The organism is Streptomyces apricus (assembly GCF_008369065.1).
Classification (GTDB): Bacteria; Actinomycetota; Actinomycetes; order Streptomycetales; family Streptomycetaceae; genus Streptomyces; species Streptomyces apricus.
Genome location: NZ_VDFC01000243.1, coordinates 1 through 1,012, shown reverse-complemented (window position 1 = coordinate 1,012; position 1,012 = coordinate 1). Strand labels below are relative to the sequence as shown.

The 1,012-nt window shown below is 70.2% G+C and carries 1 protein-coding gene; it reads right to left on the bottom strand.

Annotation, left to right across the window (positions count from 1 at the left end; genetic code table 11):
• On the bottom strand, positions 1 to 770 hold a 770-nt coding region (locus tag FGF04_RS39465), incomplete at its 3' end, for an acyl-CoA dehydrogenase family protein (RefSeq protein WP_328596518.1).
• Between the last annotated feature and the right edge of the window lie 242 nt (positions 771 to 1,012).

The following is a 1,012-nucleotide window of genomic DNA, read 5'->3' as shown; positions in this document are numbered from 1 at the left end:
GGGTGGGCGGGGTTCGGTGACGTCCGCCTGGCAAGGACATCGACCACGATGTCGAGGGCGCCGCGCGCGGCGCCCCACAGGGGAGCGAACAGCCCTACCGCTATCGCGATGTTGGACAGCGCAGCGCCGATCCGGGGCAGGTCGAGCCGATGGGAATCAGGGATCCACACGTCGTCGCCGACGAGGGTGTGGCTTCCGGTGCCGCCCAGTCCCGCCATGTGCCAGTCCCGGTCGACGGTCAGATCCCGGGTGCGGGCGAACACCGCAGCCGGCTGCGGCGGGTGGTCACCATCCGCGGGCAACTGCACGGAAAGTATCGCCCATTCGGCGAGTTCACATCCGGAAGCGTACGACCACCGGCCGGAGACGCGCAGCCCGCCGGGTTCACGGACGGCTGTCCCTGACCGGGCGGACGAGCACACCACGCTGTCGACATCGCGGAACGCATCCGCGTATGCCTCGTCCGACGTGCCGATCTGCAACACCCGCTTCGCTTCGAGGGTCGTGGCCGCGACCCAGGCCGTCGACGGGCAGCCCCTTCCGAGCTCGGCCAGGAACCGGACCCTCGTGCTGAGGTCGGCCTCGATCCCTCCATCGGATCGGCGGACGCCCAAGGCGAACGCGCCCGCAGTCCGAGCAGCGGCGGCACTCACGCCGGTGATCCGCCGATCCCGCTCGGTCGCCGCGGCTTCGGCCGCTGCTTGCTTCGCCGCCGTACGAGCGGCATCGAGCAAGGGGACGGACGCGCCGTCGATGCTTCGAGTCGTCATGCGCCGGGCAACATTTCATGATCTACATCTATTCCTCGGGCAGCGCCGGCTGCCGGCGCGCGAGCGGTCGGCCTGCTCACCGAGCCGTACGTACTGTGCGGACTCCGTGCGTCTGGTCAAGAACACCGGGCCCGTGTAAGCCCGTTCAGCAGCCGCGGCAGCAGGCGGGTGGTGATGCTGACGCATGGCTCGGGCTCGGCCCCTCCGTCCCCCCCCCGGGAACTAGTGCGCGAGTTCGCAAC